2 protein-coding genes are annotated in these 2,327 nt (G+C 33.3%); both read left to right on the top strand.

What is annotated here, in order from left to right; genetic code table 11:
• Positions 1 to 80: 80 nt before the first annotated feature.
• Complete coding sequence (locus B157_RS35205) at positions 81 to 848, top strand: DNA cytosine methyltransferase (protein WP_020603692.1); 768 nt, start codon at positions 81 to 83, stop codon at positions 846 to 848.
• Positions 848 to 2,236 carry an ATP-binding protein gene (locus tag B157_RS35200; protein ID WP_020603691.1) on the top strand — a complete coding sequence of 463 codons (1,389 nt, stop codon included), beginning with the start codon at positions 848 to 850 and terminating at the stop codon, positions 2,234 to 2,236. Before B157_RS35205 ends, B157_RS35200 begins: the two co-directional genes overlap by 1 nt.
• The last annotated feature ends 91 nt before the right edge of the window (positions 2,237 to 2,327 follow it).

Genomic DNA, 2,327 nt, shown 5'->3' with positions numbered 1-2,327 from the left:
CATCAACGAGGGCATGTAATTCTTCTCTGGTCATGGGAACAAGGGCTTTTTGAGGCTATGTCAACAAGATACTGGTATTTTTGAAATGCACCCTTGTCAATGAACTTCATAAAGCAGGATATTATATAAGCAAAGAACTAACCAATTTTGGTGACTTTGGCGTACCTCAAAAAAGGGTGAGATTTCTTTTAGTAGGAATTAGAGAGGACATTGGAAGAGCGAAGCCTGATCTCATTAATAATTTTTTCAGAATCATTAATGAGCAAAAACAAAATTTCCTTCAAACGCTAAATATAAGTTTAGAAACAAATCTGGGAGATGCAATATCAGACTTAAATAAAACTTATGGCATTATAGATTCGCCAGATAGTAAGAATTTTAAAGCTGGCATATATGGCCCGCTCAATGGGAGCTTTCAAGCTTTGATGCGAAGAAATACTCCAACGCAAGATATCGACAGTCACAGATTTGCAAACCATAGACAAGATATAATTGATAAATTTGACTTTATACTGAACAATTCAGCAAAAAATAAACATATAAATGAAGAAATAAGGGAAATGTTTTCAATAAAAAAGCACAGGATTGTAGTTTTAGATAGAGCGCATAAATCTCCAACTATCACATCACTACCAGATGACTACATACATTATAGCGAACCAAGAATTTTGACAGTAAGGGAATATGCCAGAATTCAGACCTTTCCAGATTGGTATGAATTTAAAGGAAAATATACTACAGGTGGTGAAAGAAGAATTCGAGAAGTACCCAGGTATACTCAAATAGGAAATGCAATACCACCACTATTTGCTGAACAAGTTGGAGCAATTTTAAAAAATATTTTTTGATGAATCAGCTAGATCAGCTTACTTTCAAAATAAGCTCAGGGTTAAAAAAAATTATAGGTAGAGACCTAATCACAGACGATTTTATAGCCGTTTTTGAACTAGTTAAAAATTCTTACGATGCTTATGCGAAAAATGTCAAAATCATTTTTGATAATGATTACTTAACAATAAAAGATGATGGAAAGGGTATGTCATTTGACGACCTTAGAGACAAGTGGTTATTTGTGGCCTATTCAGCAAAGATAAATGGAACAGAAGATGAAGAAATAGGATCTAAAGATAACAGTTATCGAGACAAGCTCAATAAAAGGTATTATGCAGGTGCTAAGGGAATTGGTAGATTTTCTTCAGACAAGCTTGGTTCAAGGCTAAGACTTATAACGAAACAAAAGGGTAGCGACACTATTGAACAACTTGACGTAGACTGGGGAGATTTTGAAGAAAATTCTTTAGAAGAATTCATAGATATTAAAGTAGACCATAAGACTTTTTCAAAAGAATTTTATAATGATTTTGAATATGGAACAATAATTGAAATAACTGAACTACGTTCTCCTTGGGACCGTAATAAAATTAAATTGTTAAAGCATTCGTTAGAAAAACTAATAAATCCTTTTTCTAATTCGGGAAACGATTTCTCTATATCTATTGAATGTAAAAAAGAGTTAGAAGCAGACAAAAAAGAAAAAATAGCTAGAGACAAAATTAACGGGCCTATAGAAAACTTCATATTTGAAACTTTAAATGTTAAAACGACCCAAATAAACAGCGTTATTAACAAAGACTTTATAACAACTAAATTAATCGATAGAGGTACGCCAGTCTATGAGATTAGAGAACCTAATTTAGATTTTAATTATTTAGAGGATGTAAGGTATCAACTCTTCTTTCTTAATAGTGCTGCTAAAAATAATTTTACTCGCCAAATGGGTCTTGAACCTATTAAATTTGGTTCTGTTTTTTTATTTAAAAATGGTTTTAGAGTCTATCCTTTTGGTGATCCAGGCGACGATGAGCTTGGAATGGATCATAGAAAGCAACAAGGATATGCAAGGTTTTTAGGTACAAGGGATCTCTTAGGTAGAATTGAGATTTTTACTGACGATCCTGAACAGTTCAAAGAAGTTACAAGCAGGGATGGAGGTTTGATAGAAACCGCAGCATACGAACAGCTTGTCTCGTCTTTCTATGATAAATGCCTAAAGCGCTTAGAAAGATACGTTGTCGATGTTCAATGGAACTATAAATTAGATCGCAATTTAGAAGACGATAAAGATCAAGAAGACACCAATATAATCGAATCTTCAATAGGCGGTCGTACTCAAATTGTAGAGATTATTAAAAGACTGGCTGATAACAAAGAAATTGAAATTGTGTCTTATAACTGAAGTTACGCAAAGTGGTTAAGTGGACAAATTATCTTTGGTCATGCAAACGAACCTTGATTTATATACAGACTATCTGCTCAGTTCATTCGGC

The sequence above is a fragment of the Spirosoma spitsbergense DSM 19989 genome, from assembly GCF_000374085.1.
GTDB classification, from domain to species: Bacteria; Bacteroidota; Bacteroidia; order Cytophagales; family Spirosomataceae; genus Spirosoma; species Spirosoma spitsbergense.
The sequence above is the reverse complement of the archived record's forward strand: the minus strand, read 5'-3'. Positions and strand labels throughout refer to the sequence as shown.